Annotated in this window: 13 protein-coding genes; 9 read left to right on the forward strand and 4 right to left on the reverse strand. The window is 70.6% G+C overall.

Going from position 1 to position 16,510, the window contains the following annotated elements; all coding sequences use genetic code 11:
- The first annotated feature begins 43 nt into the window (after window positions 1-43).
- From ACFWNV_RS28655 to ACFWNV_RS28665, 3 genes are all read left to right on the forward strand, one after another.
- The gene (locus tag ACFWNV_RS28655; RefSeq protein WP_383952601.1) at window positions 44-373 is read left to right on the forward strand and encodes a DUF3817 domain-containing protein; all 330 of its coding nucleotides are present in this window, start codon (window positions 44-46) and stop codon (window positions 371-373) included.
- A 108-nt stretch (window positions 374-481) separates the two neighbouring features.
- Complete coding sequence (locus ACFWNV_RS28660) at window positions 482-2,182, forward strand: methylmalonyl-CoA mutase (protein WP_383952603.1); 1,701 nt, start codon at window positions 482-484, stop codon at window positions 2,180-2,182.
- Window positions 2,183-2,229: 47 nt separating this feature from the next.
- Window positions 2,230-2,781 (forward strand): hypothetical protein, encoded by a 552-nt coding sequence (locus ACFWNV_RS28665; RefSeq protein WP_383952605.1) that lies wholly within the window; start codon window positions 2,230-2,232, stop codon window positions 2,779-2,781.
- Here the strand turns inward: ACFWNV_RS28665 and ACFWNV_RS28670 are convergent.
- Window positions 2,723-3,385 (reverse strand): TetR/AcrR family transcriptional regulator, encoded by a 663-nt coding sequence (locus ACFWNV_RS28670; protein WP_383952608.1) that lies wholly within the window; start codon window positions 3,383-3,385, stop codon window positions 2,723-2,725. The two genes, ACFWNV_RS28665 and ACFWNV_RS28670, sit on opposite strands and share 59 nt — an antisense overlap.
- A gap of 266 nt (window positions 3,386-3,651) precedes the next feature.
- Here ACFWNV_RS28670 and ACFWNV_RS28675 point away from each other — a divergent pair, with 266 nt between their 5' ends.
- The 4 genes from ACFWNV_RS28675 to ACFWNV_RS28690 all read left to right on the forward strand — a co-directional run bounded on the left by ACFWNV_RS28675 (window position 3,652) and on the right by ACFWNV_RS28690 (window position 7,890).
- Window positions 3,652-4,659 (forward strand): tetratricopeptide repeat protein, encoded by a 1,008-nt coding sequence (locus ACFWNV_RS28675; RefSeq protein ID WP_383952610.1) that lies wholly within the window; start codon window positions 3,652-3,654, stop codon window positions 4,657-4,659.
- A 590-nt stretch (window positions 4,660-5,249) separates the two neighbouring features.
- Window positions 5,250-5,891 carry a DUF6230 family protein gene (locus tag ACFWNV_RS28680; RefSeq protein ID WP_383952612.1) on the forward strand — a complete coding sequence of 214 codons (642 nt, stop codon included), beginning with the start codon at window positions 5,250-5,252 and terminating at the stop codon, window positions 5,889-5,891.
- A 111-nt stretch (window positions 5,892-6,002) separates the two neighbouring features.
- The gene (locus ACFWNV_RS28685; RefSeq protein ID WP_383952614.1) at window positions 6,003-6,605 is read left to right on the forward strand and encodes a DUF6114 domain-containing protein; all 603 of its coding nucleotides are present in this window, start codon (window positions 6,003-6,005) and stop codon (window positions 6,603-6,605) included.
- Window positions 6,595-7,890 (forward strand): hypothetical protein, encoded by a 1,296-nt coding sequence (locus ACFWNV_RS28690; RefSeq protein ID WP_383952615.1) that lies wholly within the window; start codon window positions 6,595-6,597, stop codon window positions 7,888-7,890. Before ACFWNV_RS28685 ends, ACFWNV_RS28690 begins: the two co-directional genes overlap by 11 nt.
- A 121-nt stretch (window positions 7,891-8,011) precedes the next feature.
- Here ACFWNV_RS28690 and pyk read toward each other — a convergent pair whose 3' ends face one another.
- The 3 genes from pyk to pta form a co-directional block, all read right to left on the reverse strand.
- Window positions 8,012-9,442 carry a pyruvate kinase gene (gene pyk, locus ACFWNV_RS28695; RefSeq protein ID WP_383952617.1) on the reverse strand — a complete coding sequence of 477 codons (1,431 nt, stop codon included), beginning with the start codon at window positions 9,440-9,442 and terminating at the stop codon, window positions 8,012-8,014.
- A 63-nt stretch (window positions 9,443-9,505) separates the two neighbouring features.
- Window positions 9,506-10,720, reverse strand: coding sequence for an acetate/propionate family kinase (locus ACFWNV_RS28700; protein WP_383952619.1), 1,215 nt, complete (start codon window positions 10,718-10,720; stop codon window positions 9,506-9,508).
- Between the two features lie 43 nt (window positions 10,721-10,763).
- Window positions 10,764-12,848 (reverse strand): phosphate acetyltransferase, encoded by a 2,085-nt coding sequence (pta, locus tag ACFWNV_RS28705; protein ID WP_383952621.1) that lies wholly within the window; start codon window positions 12,846-12,848, stop codon window positions 10,764-10,766.
- 296 nt (window positions 12,849-13,144) lie between these two features.
- Here pta and ACFWNV_RS28710 point away from each other — a divergent pair, with 296 nt between their 5' ends.
- The gene (locus tag ACFWNV_RS28710; protein ID WP_383952623.1) at window positions 13,145-14,170 is read left to right on the forward strand and encodes an ATP-dependent 6-phosphofructokinase; all 1,026 of its coding nucleotides are present in this window, start codon (window positions 13,145-13,147) and stop codon (window positions 14,168-14,170) included.
- Between the two features lie 301 nt (window positions 14,171-14,471).
- Window positions 14,472-16,502: a hypothetical protein gene (locus ACFWNV_RS28715; protein WP_383952625.1), complete on the forward strand. Its 2,031-nt coding sequence runs from the start codon at window positions 14,472-14,474 to the stop codon at window positions 16,500-16,502.
- Window positions 16,503-16,510: the final 8 nt, after the last annotated feature.

Genomic DNA, 16,510 nt, shown 5'->3' on the forward strand with positions numbered 1-16,510 from the left:
CCCCCGTCAAGATCGTGCAAACCGGACGGCTAGGCTCGACGGCATGAAACGAAGCGTGCTGACCCGCTACCGCGTCATGGCCTACGTGACCGCGGTCATGCTCCTCATCCTCTGTGCCTGCATGGTGGCGAAGTACGGCTTCGACACCGGCGCCGACCTGACCTTCGCGGTCTCGCAGGCGCACGGTGTGCTGTTCATGATCTACCTGGTGTTCGCCTTCGACCTGGGCTCCAAGGCCAAGTGGCCGTTCGGCAAGCTCCTGTGGGTCCTGCTCTCCGGCACCATCCCGCTCGCCGCGTTCTTCGTCGAGCGCAAGGTCCGTGCCGAGGTCGAGCCCCTCGTCGTCGGCGATCCGGCCACCGCCCGCGCCTGACCTCATGGCCCCCAGGTGATCCACCTGCGGTGATCCACCGACCCCCGGGGCGAGTCCCCGGGGGTTTGCCATCGACATTTACTAGGACGTCCTAGTAAATTCAGAGGTATGGACGCTGACGCCATTGAGGAAGGCCGCCGTCGCTGGCAGGCCCGGTACGACAAGGCCCGCACGCGCGAGGCCGATTTCACCACGCTCTCCGGCGATCCCGTCGATCCCGTCTACGGACCCCGGCCCGGCGACTCGTACGAGGGCTTCGAGCGCATCGGCTGGCCGGGGGAGTACCCGTACACCCGCGGCCTGCACGCCACCGGCTACCGGGGGCGGACCTGGACCATCCGGCAGTTCGCCGGCTTCGGCAACGCCGAGCAGACCAACGAGCGCTACAAGATGATCCTGGCCGCCGGCGGCGGCGGGCTCTCCGTCGCCTTCGACATGCCCACCCTGATGGGCCGCGACTCCGACGACCCCCGCGCCCTGGGCGAGGTCGGCCACTGCGGAGTGGCGATCGACTCCGCCGCCGACATGGAGATCCTCTTCAAGGACATCCCGCTCGGCGACGTCACCACCTCCATGACGATCAGCGGCCCCGCCATCCCGGCCTTCTGCATGTACCTGGTGGCCGCCGAACGGCAGGGCGTCGACCCGGCCGTCCTGAACGGGACGCTCCAGACCGACATCTTCAAGGAGTACATCGCCCAGAAGGAGTGGCTCTTCGAACCCGAGCCGCACCTGCGCCTCATCGGCGACCTCATGGAGTACTGCGCGAACGGCATCCCCGCCTACAAGCCGCTCTCCGTTTCCGGCTACCACATCCGCGAGGCCGGAGCCACGGCCGCGCAGGAGCTCGCGTACACCCTCGCCGACGGCTTCGGCTACGTCGAACTCGGCCTCTCCCGCGGCCTGGACGTCGACCACTTCGCCTCCGGCCTCTCCTTCTTCTTCGACGCGCACCTCGACTTCTTCGAGGAGATCGCCAAGTTCCGCGCCGCCCGCCGCATCTGGGCCCGCTGGATGAAGGAGGTGTACGGGGCGAAGTCCGAGAAGACGATGTGGCTGCGCTTCCACACCCAGACGGCCGGGGTCTCCCTCACCGCCCAGCAGCCCTACAACAACGTCGTGCGCACCGCCGTGGAGGCCCTCGCGGCCGTCCTCGGCGGCACCAACTCCCTGCACACCAACGCCCTCGACGAGACCCTCGCGCTGCCGAGCGAGCAGGCCGCCGAGATCGCCCTGCGCACGCAGCAGGTGCTGATGGAGGAGACGGGCGTGGCCAATGTGGCCGACCCGCTGGGCGGCTCCTGGTTCGTCGAGCAGCTCACCGACCGCATCGAGGCCGAAGCCGAGAAGATCTTCGAGCAGATCAAGGAGCGCGGACTGCACGCTCACCCGAACGGGCAGCACCCGATCGGCCCGATCACCTCGGGCATCCTGCGGGGCATCGAGGACGGCTGGTTCACCGGGGAGATCGCCGAGTCGGCCTTCCAGTACCAGCGCTCGGTGGAGAAGGGCGACAAGCGGGTCGTCGGCGTCAACGTCCACCACGGCTCGGTCACCGGCGACCTGGAGATCCTGCGGGTCAGCCACGAGGTGGAGAAGGTACAGGTCCGCGAGCTCGCGGAGCGCAAGTCCCGCCGGGACGACGCGAAGGTGACGGCGGCGCTGGACGCCATGCTGGCCGCCGCCCGCGACGGGTCGAACATGATCCCGGCGATGCTGGACGCGGCGCGCGCCGAGGCCACGATGGGCGAGATCTGCAACCTGCTGCGGGACGAGTGGGGCACGTACACGGAGCCGCCGGGCTTCTGACGGCCCGTCGCCCGTGACCCCGACGGACACGCCCTAAGGTGGCGGCCATGACAGGCCGCCGCCTTCCCGTCCCCGTGTACGGGGTGACCGTCCGCGTGCTCATGCAGGCCAACTGCGGGCCGTACGCGTACATCGCCGCCGACTTCGAGCCACCCGGCCGGGACGGGCGGGGCGAGGTCCTGGACGCCGTTCCGGCGGACCGCCGGCTGCCCGAGGTGTACGCCTCCTGCGTGCGGGCGGGCATCGAGCGCGGCCTCGACGGGGTGGCGGCCTCGGTGCTGCTCACCGACGCCCGCGTCCACGAGGTGGACTCCTCGGAGTACGGCTACCGGCTCGCCGGGCTCGAAGCGGGCCGGGCGGCCCTGGTGGCCTGCGGCCTGCTGCCGCCGGAGGAGGCCGACAGCCTGCGCTGGGCCGACTGGCCCGGGCGCCCGAGGCCCTGGCCGGGCCACAACCCGCGCTCGGAGGCGCTGACGGCTTCGGCCCCGGCCTGGTGCGCGGACTTCCTGCCCCTGTCGGACGGGGGCAGGCCCGCGGTGGTCACGCCGCCGGTGCGGGGCCGGAAGGGCCGGCGGCGGAGCCCTGGAGGCCGTACATGAGCAGGGCCGTGAAGGCGGCCACCCACAGCTCGTCCACCGGCTCGGAGCTCACCAGCGCCCGGTGCACCACGGTGCCCGCGATCACGTCGAAGATCAGGTCCGTGGTGGGGGAGGCGAGGGACTCGTCCTCCTCGTAGGGGAGTTCGCCCCGGGCCTGCGCGCGCTCGCGCCCCAGTACGACGAGACGTTTCTGCCGGTCCACGATCGCCGACCGGATCCGGTCCCGCAGGGCCTCGTCCCGGGTGGACTCGGCGACGACCGCCATCAGGGCCGTACGGGCCTCCGGGCGCCGCAGCAGCGCCGCGAACTGGAGCACCACGTACTCGATGTCGGCTTCGAGCGAGCCCCGGTCGGGGAGTTCGAGGGAGTCGAAGAGCTCCGCGACGGCGTCCACGACCAGTTCGCTCTTGCCCGCCCAGCGCCGGTAGAGGGTGGTCTTCGCGACCCCGGCCCGCGCCGAGACGTCCCCCATCGTCAGCTTCGACCAGCCCAGCTCCACCAGCGCGTCCCGGGTGGCGGCGAGGATCGCGGCGTCCGCCGTGGCGCTGCGCGGGCGGCCGGTGCGGCCGGGCGGGGAGGTGGTGTCCGAGCTGGGGTTGCGCATGGCCAGGACCATACCCGCCGGTAGCAGGACCGATCGGCCCCCCGGACGTGTGGTTCAGATCACGGCCCGCGGACGGGTCCGGCGAGTTACGCTACGACTCGTAGCGTAAGAGCGACAACCACGCGAAGAGCTACCGGCGCCAGGTGGGGACCCGGCGCCTCCGTAAGACAGGTACAGCACGACAGACGCAGCATGACAGGTACCGCGATCGGTTCGTTTCGGCCGATCTTTTTCGTCGGCGCGCGCACTCGGGGGAGGATGTACGCATGCAGCCCAGAAACATGTCCATGAGCGGCGTCGTCGACCTCGCCGCGGTGAAGGCGGCCGGTGAGGCCAAGGCCAAGGCCGAGCAGGCCCGCGCCGAGGCGGCCCGGAAGGCCGCTCAGGGCGGTGCGCCCGCGCCCGCCGGGGCCGTTCCGCCGTCCGCGCTCGTCTTCGACACCGACGAGACCCGCTTCGAGAGCCACGTCGTCCCGCTCTCGGGCGAGGTTCCGGTCATCCTCGACTTCCGCGCCGAGGGCTTCGAGCAGGGGCAGGAGCTGAGCCTGCTGCTGGAGCGGCTCACCATCGAGGCGAACGGCCGCCTCGCGCTGGCCGCGCTCGACGTCGCCGCCAACCAGAACCTGATCCGCGAGTTCCGCATCCAGGCCCTCCCGGCGGTCTTCGCCGTGGTCGCCGGCCAGGCGATGCCGCTGTTCCAGGACTTCGTGTCCGAGGGCGAGGTCCGCGGGGTCCTGGCCCAGCTGGTCCAGATCGCCGAGGAGCGTTTCGGGGTCATCGGCGTCGAAGTGGACCCCGCCGCAGAGGGCGCCGACGCCGCCGGTCCGGGTGCGGTCGAGGCCGAGGAGCCGGCCGGTCCGTACGACGCGCTGCTCGACGAGGCGATCGAGGCGCTGGACGCCGACGACCTGGACGGGGCGGTGCGCGCCTACAAGAGCGTACTGGCGGCCGATCCGGCCAACTCCGACGCCAAGCTGGGCCTCGCCCAGGCCGAGCTGTTCGTCCGGGTCAAGGACATGGACCCGCAGGCGGTGCGCACCGCGGCGGCCGAGAACCCGAAGGATCCGGCGGCGCAGATCGCCGCGGCCGACCTGGATCTGGCCGGCGGCCACGTGGCGGACGCCTTCGGGCGGCTGGTGGACACCGTGAAGGTGACGTTCGGTGAGGACCGTGACGCGGTGCGCGTCCGGCTGCTGGAGATGTTCGAAGTGGTCGGTCCGGACAACCCGCTCGTCACCTCGGCGCGCACGGCGCTCGCACGGGTGCTCTTCTAGCACCACAGGACCGACACAGCACCGGCACACCACCGGTGATTTGTTGACACGGAGATAAACAGCGGCCGCGCTTTGCCAAAACTTGGTAATCGCGGCCGCTGTTACTCGCAGTAAATCGAACCCCGTGAACTGTCCGGTGTGTTCACTCTTCCCCCGATCTGTCGTGGCCCATGGTGACACCCTGTGTTGCTGCCCGACATGGTCAGGACTCCCTCGGGTTATCTGGCCGTTACCCGCCAGTAACGAACCCCCTTGTGCCCCGGCCGTGAATGGACCACGATCGGCGACGCTCGGTCCTTCCCGCAGAGCCGCTCATCCGGAGCCGCGGTGGAGGGTCCCCACCGGGCCGGCCGGTGGCAGTGGCACCGGCCGTGGGACAGGGGGGTCTCCGTCATACGGCGGGGCCTGTCCCCCCAGGTTGCGCGAACGCGTGGCCAAGTGGTTGTCGCTCGGGGGTGAACGCCGGTGTACGGACGCGGCATTGCCGCGGCTCGGCCGCTCGCGCTCCTTCCCGAGGACGTAGCACTTCTCCCATCCCAGGACGGGCACCGCCCGGACCGGAGATGTACGTCCGAGAAGGAGGAACGAACATGATTTCCCAGATTCGTGGCGGGACCAGATGGAAGCGCTTCGCGCTCGTCATGGTGCCGAGCATCGCCGCCACGGCGGCGGTTGGTGTGGGTCTGGCGCAGGGTGCCCTCGCGGCGTCCTTCAGCGTCTCGGGCCAGGACTTCAAGGTCAGTGCCGATTCGCTCGAAGGCACTGACATGATCCAGTACGGGAGCGTGGCTCAGGGCGCGACCCTGGGGTCGGACAAGAAGTCCTACCACCCGGTGATCATCTCCGGCTTCAAGGAAGCCAAGATCACCAACATGTGCCAGTCGCTGGTGACGGCGACCCCGCTCGGCAACATCACCATGCAGCTCAAGACGGGCCACAAGGGCCGTGCCGCCGTCGCGAAGAACATCTACCTCGATGTCGCCGAGCTCGACGCGGACGCCGTTCTGGGCGACCTCGACATCGGTGTAGCGGCCGGTGACGGCAGCCACGCCACCAAGCCCGCCTCGGGCACGCTGGCGGACGGCGGACTGTTCTCGCAGCGGGCCAAGACCGCCACGCTGACGAAGGTGCGTCAGAAGGCCTGGGCGACGACGGCGGGTACCTTCACCCTGCCCGACCTCAACCTGCGCCTGCTCAGCGGCGACAAGCCGTGCTACCCGGACGAGAAGTAGTCCGTCCGGATTCCTGACCGGACGGGCCGGGGGCGACGGCCACCGTCGTCGTCGGCCCGTCCGGGCTCCACAACGTTCTCCGTACCACCCGTTTCCAGGGAGCTGTTGTCCATGAACCCCCAGGCCCCGGTTTACGTGCGCGCCGAAGACGACGCCTGGCTCACTGTGGCGTACTACTACTTCCACGCCTGGAGCGGTCGCCGCCCCTTCTGGGCCGGTCTGGTCACCCTCCTCGGTGGCTTTCCGATCGGCTACATCCCGTACGCGGACGTCCGACTCGGCAACGTCACCTTCGCGATGGCGACGACGGCCGGCGCCGGCTCACTGATCATCGGCGTCCTGCTGGTCACCCTGGGCCTCGCGCTCTGGTTCCAGCAGGGCATCCGGATCTTCGCCGGAGTCGCCGCGATCCTGCTGGCGCTGGTGTCCCTGCCGGTGTCGAACCTCGGTGGCTTCGGCGTCGGGTTCACCCTCGCGCTGGTCGGCGGCGGCCTCGCGCTGGCCTGGGTGCCGGGCGGGCCGGCCGAGACCGTACAGGCACAGCCCGTGCAGGCACAGGCCGTGGACCTCGGCAAGGACGCGGGCGGTTCGCTGCCGCAGGAGACGCAGCAGACGATCCCCCAGGCCTTCCCGGGGCAGCGCGAGACGGAAACGACGGCATACGCGAGCGAGACGACTGCCCACGCCGATGGCGGGAGGAACAGTGCGGGGTGACGAAACGCAACGGGGCGAGGCTCCGGGTGCGGAGTCCCGTGAAAGGAAGGGCCCGCGCCACGCGGCGCCCAGGAAGTCGCTGCTGACCAAGATCCAGATACCCGTCGGCAAGACGATGGCCCTGGCGGCCATGCCGACCGCGGTCTTCGTCGGCATGAGCATGGCGCCGAAACTGGCCGTGGCCGACGACAAGGAGATCCCCTTCGCGCCCGGACCGTGCGTGACGCGGTCCGACGAGCCCGCGGAATCGGCCTCCCCGTCGGCGAAGACGCCTTCCAAGACACCGTCCAAGACTCCTTCGAAGACCCCTCGGACGACTCCCGCACCGGGCAAGTCGCCCGCCGCGGTGCCTTCGCCGAACGTGAGCCCGTCGGCCACCGGGCCCGCGTCGAAGCCCGCCGAGAAGCCCGGCCTCATGCCGGCGGCGGTCCCCCCGGCCAAGGCGGCGAACCCGCTGGACCCGCTGGGAGTCGGCGACGCGATCAAGGGCCTGGTCAACGAGCTCGGCAAGCCCCTCACGGGCGCCCCGGCCCCGTCCACCGCCCCGAAGACCGCGACCGCCGCGCCCGCTCCGGACCCGGCCGCGGCCGCGATCCGCGACGCCGCGAAGACGGCGGGCGTCACCGTCTCGGAGCTCTCCGAGGAGGTCAAGGGCACCGCGACCACCCCGAAGAACGAGACGGGCACGGCGACCAAACCGAAGCCCAAGCCGGTGCCGGAAACGGCGACGGAGGACGAGGGCGCCAAGGGCGAGGGCGCCAAGGGCGAGGACGGGAAGGGCAAGGACGGGAAGGAACCCTTCCCGTGCCCGACCTACGACGCCAAGGCGCTGGCCGCCGCGGAACTGGAGCAGGGCATCCCGCTGCTCCCGGACGAGCCCTGGTACCTGGACAGCTCGCTGCTGACCCTCTACGGCCTCGACTACGAGGGCATCGTCGAGGTGAAGACGGCGGGCGGCAAGACCAAGACGGTCCTGAAGTTCACCGCGGACTCGCTGGACATCAAGGACCTCTACCAGACGGTCGGCAAGAACCCGCACATCGCCCACCTGAAGTCCCGCCCGGGGTCCACCTCGAAGATCCGCGGGGCCAAGGTGACGATGTACACCGAGAGCCTCAAGGGCAACCTCTTCGGGCTGATCCCGATCGAGTTCACCCCGAAGAGCCCGCCGCCCCTGAACGTCCCGTTCGCGTTCTTCACGAACGTCAAGGTCGTCCAGGCCGGCCAGTTCGGCGGCACCCTGACCGTCCCGGGCCTCAAGAACTACATCGGCCCGGCGGAGTAGACGCGTACGGCCTCGCGCGGCCGCACGCACCGAGGGCGGCACCCCGGATCCTCATCGGATCGGGGGTGCCGCCCTCGGTCTCTGTGCGGCAGAGTTCAAGCACGGTACGGCGGGTGCGAGATCAGTCGCGGGCGCCGCTGCCCAGGTGGTGGACCCGGACCATGTTGGTGGTGCCCGGGACGCCGGGGGGCGAGCCGGCCGTGATGATCATGGTGTCGCCGTTGTTGTAGCGCTGGAGCTTGAGCATCTCCGTGTCCACCAGGTCGACCATGGCGTCGGTGTTGTCCACGCGCGGGACGACGTAGGACTCGACGCCCCAGCTCAGGGTGAGCTGGTTGCGGGTGCCCTCGTCGGTGGTGAAGGCCAGGATCGGCTGGTTCGTGCGGTAGCGCGACAGACGGCGGGCGGTGTCACCGGAGTGGGTGAAGGCGACCAGGGCCTTGCCGTCCAGGAAGTCCGCGATCTCGCAGGCCGCGCGGGCGACGGAGCCGCCCTGGGTGCGGGGCTTCTTGCCCGGGACCAGCGGCTGCAGGCCCTTGGACAGGAGCTCCTCCTCGGCCGCCTCGACGATCCTCGACATCGTCTTGACGGTCTCGATCGGGTAGGCGCCGACCGAGGACTCGGCGGACAGCATGACCGCGTCCGCGCCGTCGAGGATCGCGTTGGCGACGTCGGAGGCCTCCGCGCGCGTCGGGCGCGAGTTGGTGATCATCGACTCCATCATCTGGGTCGCGACGATCACCGGCTTGGCGTTGCGGCGGCACATCTCCACGAGGCGCTTCTGCACCATCGGGACCTTCTCGAGCGGGTACTCGACGGCGAGGTCGCCACGGGCGACCATGACCGCGTCGAAGGCGTCGACGACGCCCTCCATGTTGGCGACGGCCTGCGGCTTCTCGACCTTGGCGATGACGGGGACCCGGCGGCCCTCCTCGTCCATGACCTTGTGGACGTCCTTGACGTCGTTCGCGTCACGCACGAAGGAGAGGGCGACCATGTCGCAGCCCATCCGCAGGGCGAAGCGGAGGTCGTCGATGTCCTTCTCGGAGAGGGCCGGGACGTTGACGGCGGCACCCGGCAGGTTGATGCCCTTGTGGTCCGAGATGACACCGCCCTCGATGACGATGGTCTTGACCCGGGGGCCCTCGACCGAGGTCACCCGGAGCTCGACGTTGCCGTCGTTGATCAGGACCTGGTCGCCCTTGGAGACGTCGCCCGGCAGACCCTTGTAGGTCGTGCCGCAGATCGACTTGTCTCCGGCGACGTCCTCGGTGGTGATGGTGAACTCGTCACCGCGGACGAGCTCGACGGGACCCTCGGCGAAGGTCTCCAGGCGGATCTTCGGGCCCTGGAGGTCGGCGAGGACGCCGACGGCGCGCCCGGTGTCCTCGGAGACCTTCCGGACGCGGTCGTACCGCTCCTGGTGTTCTGCCTGGGAGCCGTGGCTGAAGTTGAATCGGGCCACGTTCATACCGGCCTCTACGAGAGCTTTCAGCTGCTCGTAAGAGTCGACGGCGGGGCCCAGCGTGCAGACGATTTTGGAACGGCGCATGGAGCGGATCCTATCGGTTTGTTTCGTAGCGGAATATTCCGTCTGGCGGAAAGTCCAAAGTGACTACCCGGTAACCAGCGCGTACGTCTGGCTGGCGATCTCCAGTTCCTCGTCCGTGGGGACCACGGCCACGGCCACCCGCGCGTACTCCGCGGACACCAGGCGCGGCTCGGGGGACCGAACCGAGTTCGCCTCCAGGTCGAGCGCCAGGCCCAGTTCGGCCAGGCCGGCCAGGGCCATCTCCCGGATTTCGGCGGAGTTCTCGCCCACTCCCGCCGTGAAGGCGACCGCGTCCACCCGGCCGAGGACCGCCGAGTAGGCACCGATGTACTTCTTCAGACGGTGGATGTACGAGGCCAGCGCCAGCCGTGCGGAGGCGTCGCCCTCCGCCGCCCGCCGCTGCACCTCGCGCATGTCGTTGTCGCCGCACAGACCCAGCAGACCGCTCTTCTTGTTGAGCAGCGAGTCGATCTCGTCGATGGACATGCCCCCCACCCGTGCCAGGTGGAAGACGACCGCCGGGTCCAGATCCCCCGAACGGGTGCCCATGACCAGGCCCTCCAGCGGGGTCAGCCCCATGGAGGTCTCCACGCAGACCCCGCCGTGCACGGCCGAGGCCGAGGCGCCGTTGCCCAGGTGGAGGACGATCACGTTCACGTCCTCCTCGGCCTTGCCGAGGAGCCGGGCCGTGGCCCGGGCGACGTAGGCGTGCGAGGTGCCGTGGAACCCGTACCGCCGGATGGAGTACTTGTCGGCGGTCGCGGCGTCGATCGCGTACCGCGCCACGTGCTCCGGCATGGTCGAGTGGAAGGCCGTGTCGAAGACGGCGACCTGCGGCAGGTCGGGGCGCAGCTCCCGCGCCACCTCGATGCCGGTGACGTTCGCCGGGTTGTGCAGCGGGGCGAGCGGGATCAGGGCGCGGATCTCGGCCAGGACGGCGTCGTCGATCAGCGTCGGGTGGGTGAACTTGGTCCCGCCGTGCACCACCCGGTGGCCCACGGCGGCCAGCTCGGGGGAGTCCAGGCCCAGCCCGTCGGCGGCGAGCTCCGCCGAGACGGCCCGCAGCGCCGCCGCGTGGTCGGCGATCGGACCCTCCGTCACGCGCTTGCCGCCCGCGGCGCCCGGGCCGGTCAGCGGCTCGTGGCTGAGCCGGGAGGTTTCCTCGCCGATGCGCTCCACCAGGCCGACCGCCAGGCGGGAGGAGTCCGCCATGTCGAGCAGCTGGTACTTCACCGACGAGGAGCCGGAGTTGAGGACGAGTACGCGCGATGCGGTCACGATGAGGGTCTTTCCTTTGCGGTGGGGGGCTCGGTGGGGCGGGTCAGGCGGTGGGGGCCGGAGCGCCCTGCGCCTGGATCGCGGTGATGGCCACGGTGGTGACGATGTCCTGGACCAGGGCGCCGCGCGAGAGGTCGTTGACCGGCTTGCGCAGACCCTGCAGGACCGGTCCGACCGCCACGGCGCCGGCCGAGCGCTGCACGGCCTTGTACGTGTTGTTGCCGGTGTTGAGGTCGGGGAAGATCAGCACCGTCGCGCGGCCGGCCACCTCGGACTCGGGCAGCTTGGTCGCGGCGACCGAGGGCTCCACGGCCGCGTCGTACTGGATCGGCCCCTCGATCAGCAGGTCGGGGCGCTGCGCGCGGACGATCTCGGTGGCCTTGCGGACCTTGTCCACGTCGGCGCCCGAGCCGGAGGTGCCGGTCGAGTACGAGAGCATCGCGATCCGCGGCTCCAGGCCGAACGCGGCGGCGGTGGTGGCCGACTGGACGGCGATGTCGGCGAGCTGCTCGGCGTTGGGGTCCGGGTTCACGGCGCAGTCGCCGTACGCGAGGACCTTGTCGGCGAGGCACATGAAGAAGACCGAGGAGACGATGGAGGCGTCGGGCTTGGTCTTGATGATCTCGAAGGCCGGGCGGATGGTGGCGGCGGTGGAGTGCACCGAGCCGGAGACCATGCCGTCGGCGAGGCCCTCCTGGACCATCAGGGTGCCGAAGTAGTTCACGTCGGTGACCACGTCGTGGGCCAGCTCGACCGTCATGCCCTTGTGGGCGCGGGCCTTGGCGTAGTACTCGGCGAACCGTTCCCGCAGCGGGGAGGTGGCCGGGTCGATGAGCTGGGCGGCCGAGATGTCGATGCCCAGGTCGGCGGCCTTCTTCAGGATCGCCTGCTCCTCGCCCAGCAGGGTGATGTCGCAGACCCCGCGGCGCAGCACCACGTCCGCGGCGCGCAGCACGCGCTCCTCGGTGCCCTCGGGGAGGACCACGCGGCGGCGCTCGGAGCGGGCCTGCTCCAGCAGCTGGTTCTCGAACATCATCGGGGTGACCCGCTCGGAGCGGGCCACCGAGAGCACCTCGCGCAGCTCGGCGGTGTCCACGTGGCGCTCGAACAGGCCGAGCGCGCTCTCCAGCTTGCGCGGGGTCGCGGAGTTGAGCCGGCTCTGCAGGGAGAAGAGTTCGGCGGCCGTGGGGAAGCTGTTGCCCGCCACCGAGACCACCGGGGTGCCCGGGGCCAGCTTGGAGGCCAGCGTCAGGATGTCCTTGCCGGGGCGCTCGTTCAGCGTCAGCAGTACGCCGGCGATCGGCGGGGTGCCGGAGGTGTGCGCGGCGAGCGCGCCGATGACCAGGTCGGAGCGGTCCCCGGGGGTGACGACCAGGCAGCCGGGGGTCAGGGCGTTCAGGAAGTTCGGCAGCATCGCTCCGCCGAAGACGAAGTCCAGGGCGTCGCGGGCCAGTCCGGCCTCGTCGCCGAGGAGGACCTCGCCGCCGAGCGCCCGGGTGATCTGGGCGACCGTCGGGGCGGACAGGTGCTTGTCGTCCGGCAGGACGTAGCAGGGCACGGGAAGCCGGGCGGCGAGGCGCTCGGCTATCACGTCGCGGTCCTCGGCGGCGACCCGGTTGACGACCATCGCGCCCACGTGGCAGCCCAGGGCCGCGTACGCGCGGTAGGCGTTGCGGGTCTCGGCGCGCACGGCCTCGGCGGGGTGCTTGGTGCCGCCCACGACGGGGATGACCAGTGCGCCCAGCTCGTTGGCGAGGCGGGCGTTGAGCGCCAGCTCGTCCGGGAGGTTGGTGTCGGCGTAGTCGGTGCCGAGGACCAGCATGACCTCGTAGTCGCGCGCCACCTTGTGGTAGCGGCCGACGAGCTGGGAGACGAGTTCGTCGGTGCCCTTCTCGGCCAGGATGGCGGAGGCCTCGTGGTACTCCATGCCGTAGGCCGTGGAGGCGTCCTGCTCGATCCGGTACCGGCCCTTGAGGAGGTCGAAGAGCCGGTCGGGCCCGTCGTGCAACAGGGGGCGGTACACGCCCACCCGGCCTGTCTGGCGGGTCAGGAGCTCCATGATGCCCAGCTCGACGACCTGGCGGCCGTCCCCCCGCTCGATCCCCGTCACGTACACGCTGCGCGTCACGCGTGCTCTCCGTCCCAATTCGAGTCGGTTGTCCCAGTAAATGTGGGCTTGACCTCTTGACAATACCCCTGTGATTCCTTAGGACGCCCGCCGGGACAAGGGCCTGAAGCAAGGGGCCGAAAGGCCCTGCGGGCCCCCCGCGGGTGGCGGGTCACGAAGCGCGTACCCCCCGGGGCCCGTGGAACAATCGGACAGGCTTCATCAATATGCCCTTCATATGGCACCTCATATGTCGCGTTGGCTGGACGCCCGCACGCGAACAGCCACGTACGACCAGGAGCAGGAGACACAGCACGATGCGTATCGGAGTTCTCACCGCAGGCGGCGACTGCCCGGGCCTGAACGCTGTCATCCGGTCGGTCGTACACCGTGCCGTGGTCGGGCACGGCGACGAGGTCATCGGCTTCGAGGACGGCTTCAAGGGCCTCCTCGACGGCAACTACCGCCCCCTCGACATCAACGCGGTCAGCGGCATCCTCGCCCGCGGCGGCACGATCCTCGGATCCGCCCGCATGGAGCGCGCCCGCCTCCACGAAGCGGCCGAGAACGCCGTCGAGCTGGCGAAGCGCTACGGCATCGACGCCCTGATCCCGATCGGCGGCGAGGGCACCCTGACGGCCGCCCGGATGCTGTCGGACGCCGGCATGCCCGTCGTCGGCGTACCGAAGACCATCGACAACGACATCTCCTCCACCGACCGCACCTTCGGCTTCGACACCGCCGTCATGGTCGCCACGGAGGCCATCGACCGCCTCAAGACCACCGCCGAATCGCACCAGCGCGTCATGGTCGTCGAGGTCATGGGCCGGCACGCGGGCTGGATCGCCCTGGAGTCCGGCATGGCCGGCGGCGCCCACGGCATCTGCCTGCCGGAGCGCCCGTTCGAGGTGGACGCCCTGGTCAAGATGGTGGAGGAACGGTTCGCCCGCGGCAAGAAGTTCGCCGTCATCTGCGTGGCCGAAGGCGCGCACCCCGGCGAGGGCTCCATGCCGTACGAGAAGGGCGCGATCGACCAGTACGGCCACGAGCGCTTCGCCGGCATCGGCAACCGCCTCGCCGTCGAGCTGGAGCGCCGCCTCGGCAAGGAGGCCCGCCCGGTCATCCTCGGCCACGTCCAGCGCGGCGGCACCCCCACCGCCTACGACCGCGTCCTCGCGACCCGCTTCGGCTGGCACGCGGTCGAGGGCGTCCACCGCGGTGATTTCGGCAACATGACCGCCCTGCGCGGCACCGACATCGTCATGGCCCCGCTGGCCGACGCCGTCACCGAGCTGAAGACGGTCCCCGAGGACCGCATGTACGAGGCCGAGTCCGTCTTCTGATCGCCCCGGCCGGGACTTCCGTCCCGAATTCCGGCGCCGGAAGACCCGGTCCGCACCGGCCCCCCGGGGCCGCGAGGACCGCCGCCAGGCCCGTACGGCCCGTCCGCGTCCCCACCGGGACGGGGCGGGCCGTACCTCGTTCGGCCCCCTCCCCGCGTTATGATCCGAAGACTCCGCCGTTGGGGGATTGATTGGCCGGGCCGCACATGGCCGGATCGGGCCGCGAAGTCCAGGCCCCTCATCCGGCTCCCGTGCGCACGATGGAAGGTTCCCGTCTCCCGTGGCGACCCGCCCTGCCCTTTTGACCCGTAGAAACGCCGAGAACCCGCGGACGGGAGCACCCGGCGGCCCCGCCGGGACCCCCGCACAGCGGCGCTGGCCCGTCCTCGCCGCGGCCCTGGCCCTCTCCTGGGCCCTGCCGCTGCTCCTCGACGCGCTCAGCCTGGACGTGGTGCTGATCCCCGTCCTGGTCCTGGCGATCGCCTCCCTGATCCGGGTGGGCGGCGGACTGCTCGACCGTCTGGTCGTCTCCGGCTTCCTCCTCTGCGGCGCCGTCATGGCCTTCGGACTGCTCTTCTCCGTCTGGCCGTGGGGGCTGTCCCCGGTCCCCGGCGCCGGATTCCTGCTGACCGTGGTGTCCGTCTGCGGCTGGCTGTCCGGCCGCCGCCCGCACATCCCGCTGCGGCTGCGCGGCACGGACGCGCTGGTGCTCGGCACCTTCGGGGCGGTCTGGCACTACATGCACCACCCGCTCGCCGGTAAGTCGATCACCGAGCGGCTGGCCTTCTTCGTCACGTCCGAGGACCGGATGGGGCACTTCTCGTACTTCGACGGCATCCACCACGTGGGCGGCTACAACTTCCTCCACCAGGAGGCCGCCAAGGCGTTCATGATGACCCCCGCGGAGGCCGTCTACCCGCAGGGCACCCACTTCCTGCTGGCGTGGACCGACGTCCTCGTGAAGTCCTCGACCGACGGCGGCCCCACCGCCGAGATGATGAACCGGTACCTCCTGTACGTCATCGGCGCCTACGCCCTGCTCTGCGCCCTCCTGGTCTGGGCCGCCCGCTGGATCGGCGGCCCGCGCCTGCGCGGCTGGCGCGCCGCGGCGGTCTGCGTCACCGTGGCGACGGTGATGGCGACCAGCACCATGTCGACCCTCGTCGACCGGGGGTTCGACTCCGAGATCGTCGGACTGCTCTTCCTCGCCGTCGGACTGGCGCTGCTCGTGCGGCCCGCGATGGGCCGGGTCGAGTTCGCCCTCGTCGCGGTGGCCGGCCTGGTGACCGTCACCTTCGTCTACAACCTCTACGGGGCCCTGCTCGGCCTCGGCCTGGCCGCGGTCCTCGTCGTCCACCGGCGGCGCTTCGCCCCCCGCCGCGGTCTGCTCCTCACGGCCCTCGCGGCCGGCACCCTGCTCGCGGGACTGCCCAGCATCTTCTCCGTGCTGACCAAGCTGGACGTCTCCAAGACCTCCAACCTCGCCGGCCCGATGGTCGTCCCCGACCGCCCGGTCCTCATCGGATGCGCCCTGGCGGCCCTGCTGGCCGCCTCCCTGCGGTCGAACCGGCGCACCGCCACCGGACAGGTGATGCTGGTCCTGGTCATCGGCGCGATGGCGGTCCTCACCCTCTTCGGCATCTACCAGACGAAGACCCTCGGCTACCTCTCGTACTACTTCGAGAAGCTGGCCGCCGGCGGACTGGTGATCAGCCTGATCTCGCTGGGCCTGGTCGGGCTCCTGCTGACGCCCGGGCAACAGGCCCAGGGCTCCCCCCGGCGCCGCCGGACGGAACGGCTGCTGCAGTCCGGGCTCGCGGCGGGCACCGCGCTCGCGCTGTTCGGCGGCGTGCAGTTCGGGATCCCCTCGGGGTGGACCAGCTTCGCGGAGCGGCTGAACACCACCTCGACCTTCCACCAGAGCCCGCTGATCAAGTGGGCCAAGGGCGGGAGCCGCAGCGACATGGGCCCGCCCGCCAGGGCGCTCGTCGAACGGGACCTCAAGGACCGGCCGGGCCCGGTGATCGCCCTCTACGCCAACGACTCGTACCTGAACCTGAAGTCCACCTTCCTCGCCGCCCTCCTGAACCACCGGGCGGGCGACATGGTGGCGCTGTACGAGATCTTCTACGTCCAGATGGGCGGCCCGCCCACCGAGAAGGACAACCAGAAGCGGGAGTTCGCCTCGCTGTACGACACCTCGCTGACCCACCTGAAGAAGGCGCTCGCCGCGGGCCCCGCGGCGCCGAGCATCCGGGGCGGCGACCGGACGGTGGCGGACCGGCTGTCGAGGGTCCTGTCGGGGGCGGGCATCAAGGCGTCGGTGGTGTAGGCGGCGGG

The organism is Streptomyces sp. NPDC058401, assembly GCF_042722885.1.
In the GTDB taxonomy this organism is placed as follows: Bacteria; Actinomycetota; Actinomycetes; order Streptomycetales; family Streptomycetaceae; genus Streptomyces.

Coding starts and splice junctions, on each gene's coding strand:
- ACFWNV_RS28675 (WP_383952610.1), top strand. CDS start 3,652: ATGCAGCCCAGAAACATGTCCATGAGCGGCGTCGTCGACCTCGCCGCG.
- ACFWNV_RS28670 (WP_383952608.1), bottom strand. CDS start 3,385: ATGCGCAACCCCAGCTCGGACACCACCTCCCCGCCCGGCCGCACCGGC.
- ACFWNV_RS28655 (WP_383952601.1), top strand. CDS start 44: ATGAAACGAAGCGTGCTGACCCGCTACCGCGTCATGGCCTACGTGACC.
- pyk (WP_383952617.1), bottom strand. CDS start 9,442: ATGCGCCGTTCCAAAATCGTCTGCACGCTGGGCCCCGCCGTCGACTCT.
- ACFWNV_RS28680 (WP_383952612.1), top strand. CDS start 5,250: ATGATTTCCCAGATTCGTGGCGGGACCAGATGGAAGCGCTTCGCGCTC.
- ACFWNV_RS28665 (WP_383952605.1), top strand. CDS start 2,230: ATGACAGGCCGCCGCCTTCCCGTCCCCGTGTACGGGGTGACCGTCCGC.
- ACFWNV_RS28685 (WP_383952614.1), top strand. CDS start 6,003: ATGAACCCCCAGGCCCCGGTTTACGTGCGCGCCGAAGACGACGCCTGG.
- ACFWNV_RS28710 (WP_383952623.1), top strand. CDS start 13,145: ATGCGTATCGGAGTTCTCACCGCAGGCGGCGACTGCCCGGGCCTGAAC.
- ACFWNV_RS28660 (WP_383952603.1), top strand. CDS start 482: ATGGACGCTGACGCCATTGAGGAAGGCCGCCGTCGCTGGCAGGCCCGG.